The organism is Anaerophaga thermohalophila str. Valhall (assembly GCF_000250735.1).
Classification (GTDB): domain Bacteria; phylum Bacteroidota; class Bacteroidia; order Bacteroidales; family Marinilabiliaceae; genus Anaerophaga; species Anaerophaga thermohalophila_A.
Genome location: NZ_AHZV01000221.1, coordinates 1 through 4,767, shown reverse-complemented (window position 1 = coordinate 4,767; position 4,767 = coordinate 1). Strand labels below are relative to the sequence as shown.

Annotated in this window: 5 protein-coding genes; all 5 read right to left on the bottom strand. The window is 39.0% G+C overall.

The genetic code is table 11. The features are described from left to right. Nucleotides 1–76 precede the first annotated feature (76 nt). The gene (locus OQ5_RS23235) at nt 77–538 is read right to left on the bottom strand and encodes a hypothetical protein (protein WP_141638881.1); all 462 of its coding nucleotides are present in this window, start codon (nt 536–538) and stop codon (nt 77–79) included. Nucleotides 539–1,242: 704 nt separating this feature from the next. Then, a complete protein-coding gene (locus OQ5_RS0112095; RefSeq protein ID WP_026055270.1) occupies nt 1,243–2,103 on the bottom strand; it encodes a hypothetical protein in 861 nt (286 codons plus the stop codon). Then, nucleotides 2,055–2,654 carry a hypothetical protein gene (locus OQ5_RS23535; protein WP_026055269.1) on the bottom strand — a complete coding sequence of 200 codons (600 nt, stop codon included), beginning with the start codon at nt 2,652–2,654 and terminating at the stop codon, nt 2,055–2,057. The genes OQ5_RS0112095 and OQ5_RS23535 overlap by 49 nt, the downstream gene beginning before the upstream one ends. Next, the gene (locus OQ5_RS0112085) at nt 2,636–3,898 is read right to left on the bottom strand and encodes a CRISPR-associated endonuclease Cas3'' (RefSeq protein WP_026055268.1); all 1,263 of its coding nucleotides are present in this window, start codon (nt 3,896–3,898) and stop codon (nt 2,636–2,638) included. Before OQ5_RS0112085 ends, OQ5_RS23535 begins: the two co-directional genes overlap by 19 nt. Further along, the gene (locus OQ5_RS0112080) at nt 3,870–4,676 is read right to left on the bottom strand and encodes a CRISPR-associated protein Cas5 (RefSeq protein ID WP_016777739.1); all 807 of its coding nucleotides are present in this window, start codon (nt 4,674–4,676) and stop codon (nt 3,870–3,872) included. The genes OQ5_RS0112085 and OQ5_RS0112080 overlap by 29 nt, the downstream gene beginning before the upstream one ends. Nucleotides 4,677–4,767: the final 91 nt, after the last annotated feature.

Below are 4,767 nucleotides of genomic sequence, written 5' to 3'. Positions count from 1 at the left end.
AATAATGCAGGTTAAGTTTATTCAACCTCGAATTTATGAAAAGCCTTTCACTCTGCCGTCATCTCTTTTTGACCGGTCATTCCTCATTGAGCCATTCTTCCAGTGCATCTGCATTGATATGAGTTCGGTGCGCCATCATGAAGTCAGCTGCACTGCCAAACCATTCCAGTACCTCATCTCTATGGATCCATGCACCTTGTTCTTCAAAAAATGAATGGTAACTGCTCCACGGATACCCCCTGAAATCATCAGAATATCCATGATGTTCAGGATTTTTATGAATGTATACCAATGCATTTCTCAGGTATCTTTCATTTTCTACCGGTTTTCGTTTAAACTGGTGCTCGAACAGGGAGCCGTGACGATGGTATTTCAGGTTGAAGTAACGGGCATAAGCGTTGAAGAGGTGGCCGAGGTGGGAGGAGGGGTTGGGGGTTTTCTTTCCCTTCCCCATCCTCAGACGTCCGGAAGTCGCTTCCCGCTCGTGCTTGCCCGCTGATGTTCCGGAGTCTGGCCGGCCCGCGTCCTTGATGCTCACCGTTTCCCACTTGGCGAAAGCCAGGATGTCAGCAGCGGAAATGCCGGGGCAGAGCCCGGTCGCGTCGTGCGGTGGACTTGCAGGGTGGCAGGATTGACCGGCGTTTGCGCGTTGGGTTGCCTCCATTCTTCTGATCTCCTCCATCGAATACCGGTAAACAACATCCTCCTTAATTCTTATCAGCAGGTGAAAATGAGTTCTCATCAACACCCAGGCAAAGGTATCCGCTACCTGACCGACATACTTCCCGTACAAGTATAAAAACCGCTCATGATCGACATCATCGTAAAAGATAGGGCAGCTGTTGATGCCACGGTTGTAAATATGGTAGAAGCGGCCTGGTGTAAGGGGAATGGTTGGTTTTGACATGTGGATAAGTGGTTTTGGTTAATGGGTTAATTTAAAAAGGTGCAGGTTAATTGCCTTCCCGCACTCGCCGACGTCCGGAATTCCCTTTCGCACATCCCCACCCGCTGACGTTCCGGAGTCTTTCCGGCCCGCGCTTCTTTCCCCGCAGACGCCCGGAATCGCTTTCGCGCAACCCGGCCCGCTGATGTTCCTGAGTCTTGCCGGCCCGTGCTGCTGATGCTTACCGGTTACCCCTTCTCGGAAGCAAGTGCGGCGATGGAAAAGACCCGACCGCATCGCGGGATCGGACTTGCGTTAGCGGATCGGTCGGCGGTGGCGGGTGGGAAGGACTGATTTCATAGTAGGACATCCTCTCTTGCCATTTCAAGGTTAAAACCTGAATTTATATTATAGCAACTTTCCCAATGTGATAAGTATTGGTAACCATATTTACTTTTTTCGACATCAAGTTTATCACCAATTTCTTTCAACAGATTAGGATAAACTGAGATAGAAAAAAGAGACATTAAACCAGTCAACTTTTTCAGATCCATTTGTCTTCTTATGAAATCAATATCCTTATTATGAATGAGGTCAATAAAACGGTCAAATAATTTTTCTCCTGAAATCATTAATTGGTCATCTGTTAAAAGATCAATTGTTCTAAGGTCTTTTGAAGAATAACCATCCGGAATTGGTATTTCAACCGGGATGAACAATGATTCAGCGTTGTTATTCTCAATAAGTTGAAATTCCTGGCTGATACTGGAGAAATCAAATCGTTTAAAATTTTCAAGATAACTTTTAAGTTTAGAGGAATCTGTCCAGTCATCCTTTTTTGCATCCTCAAAAACCTTTTCATAAAGCCTGTCAAACTCTTTCTTTTGCAATATTTCTTTAAATCCAAAGTATAATTCCTTATTCTTTTGCTGATGTTGATATCTTTTGTCCTTGCCGTAAATTGTTGAGGCCCTGTCGCAATCAAACAGAAACACCTTACAATCTTTTTTCGAAGCGTTTCGATTGATTCGTCCAGCCAACTGTTCATCACTGTCAAGGATTGACCGGTCTTTAAAACCTAAATCCATATCAATATCAATTCCTGCTTCAACAACCTGGGTTGAAGCCACAATTACTTTTTTGTATTTTTCTTCTTTTATTTCGTTAATTATCTTTTTTCTTTGTGGTTCAAGAATGTCTCCGGAAAGGAGATACAATTTGTAATCTTGAAAAACATCAGATTCAGAGAGCAATCTGAAAAAATGAGAAGCCGTATTTTTGTAATAAATTCGATGAGCACTCTGGCCTGATGGTGCATTTCTGAGTAATCGTCAGCCTCATGCTTTATGAAGTATGCCAATTCTGTTAAATATTCTTCTTTGTTTTCTTTTGATGGTTTAGGTTTTTTCAGAAGTAAAAAATCAAACTCAATTCGACCAGCAAAATTTTTATTCGAGAAGTATTGTTTTTTGTTTGGTGTAAGATTTACAAAATGCCCTTTTAACGTTTCGCTCAAAGCATCGATTTTGGGTAAGGTAGCCGACATAATAATGAAACGAATATTGAAAGGGCGAGCGTAATTTTCAATAAAGAAAACAATTTTGTCCCAGTGCTTGGGGTTATATGTTTGTAATTCGTCAATTACTACTATAGAATTACATAACCGGTGTAATAAATAATTGGATTCCTTATTATTTCCTTTTAATATTTCAAAAAAGCGAATATGAGAGGTTACACAGACCGGATAGTTTACAAATAGATTGTCCAAATGAAGTTTTTTTCTTTTCCGTACTCTCCATCCGTATGTTCTTCTTTTTCATGAAAGCCGGCTTTTGAGTGTAATTGAATCAGTTCATCATTATTCAGACCTATTGTTTTTTTGATAGCTTCAAATGTCTGGGTGATAAGTGTTGTAAATGGGAATACATAAAACACCTTATTGAGGCTTTGATCTGACTGCAATAATTCTGAAATACACGCTAAGGATAAATTGGTTTTCCCGGCACCAGTAGGTGCTTCAATGTAGTACCATGGATTATCAGGTTCTTGCCTGATAGAAGAAATGACCTCTGCATTTAATTTTTGACGTAAAAAATTCAAATTCTTTTGGTCTACTTCCTGTAATTCACTGAAGGGCTTCTTTTGGTATTTTTCGAAATTGTTGAACAGGTCCTTGTTATATGACAGCTTCGTTTTGAAATTAGTAGAAATTTTATTGCGTAAAGTCTCATCAATAATGCCGAAGTCGTTAACCTTTATATCCGTCATATATTCGTTTGTGGCATAATAATCACTTGCTGTAAGCAGGGAATAAGATAATTTGAGAAGGGCAAAGATTGAAAAATGTTGTTCCTGGCCAATCCTTTCAATTAGTTTGTCTTTGATGTCTATTATTTTTTTACTGGCCTCAAAAGGTAAATTGATGTTGCAATATTTTACGAAAGAAAATAGTTCTTCAAAAATCTCGACAGAAAAATCGGTCTCATTACTTAAAACAGAACTGTGATGCTTTAAAATGGGTATACAAAAAAGAATTATTATTCCGAAAAGTAATTCTTTTTCTTTTGGTTCAAAATTGCTAAAATTCACCTTTTCAATGAAATAATGAAGAAACAGGACTGCGCTGAGCAAGGAATGCTGACTCCCGATCGATATTTTTTTCTCTTTGAACAGATTGTTCTGCATCTTCAAAACTTGGAAATTGGGATTTATCTTACCCAGATCATGGTACGCAATGGAAGCACTAAAAAGTAATTTGATATATTCAGCCAGAGTTTGATTTTCTTTTGCTACCTGGTTACATAAGTGATCAATTATCGTATCAATTTTTTGGTCTTCAACAATTGATTTGGCGTATGATAAAACCAGTTCTACATGATCCTGAAGGATCTCGTACCTGTTATTTGCTCCGTCAATGTGGGCCCAATATCTTGATATATTAGGAATAATATTGGTAATTGATGGTAGTTTGTGACCTGTTATTTCAGAAAAGCTGGATAATTTTTCCTGCATCTTCACCTGTTCTTAATTTGATAAAATTTCCTGATGATTTCTGTTTTAGGGAAAGATCCCAGTCAGTATATGCAAAGTTGCCAAATTCATATTGAAAAAGAGGTGCACCTAAATAAGCAATGGGCAAATTTTCAAAGTAAGTAAATGTGTTGCCTTCCGAGCTTTCCATTAATATATCAAATAACGGCTCTTCAACTTTACTGTTTTTTAGCGGCTCCGACTTCAGGAACAGCGAACTAATTTTAAAAGTTCCTTCAGGAACAAAATTTAAATAATCAACCATCCGGGCATTCTCCCACCAAAGGGAACACTCATTCTTACCGAGGTAAGGAACAAACTCAGCATGATAGTTCAGAAGGTTTTTAATTAGTGAATGTTCTTCTGCGTTTTCTTTGTCGAGCAGGACAAAGCAGCGAAAAGCGGGTGCTATAAGTGTTTGTTCAGCTATCATTAAGTTTCCTCCGGCTTCTTCACTGGCCAGTCCTGTAGTATTGTTATATTTTATAATGGTTTTTGTAAAGTTCCCGTTTTCGTGATGGCTTTCGCCGGTATTATTTGGTAAAGGCATGATGCCTACCTGCACATTTTTTAGAATCTGGTAGTATCCGGGTAATTCTCCGTTTTTTGAAAAGCCGGGAAAACCACCAATTGCTCCCAGTATACCCAGAAGGGCCGGCTTATGTAGCATGTTGAAGGTTAAATATACCGGTTCATTCGTGTCGGGTTTTTTCAACATTCCGAAATCGGCTTTTATATCAAAGGATAGTAAATTTTTCATTGCATTCCGTTTTTATGGTCTCCCCGATGGGATATTGTTTCTATGTTTCAAATGTTCTATCATATACACTTCTCCAAAAAGTAGCATAAAG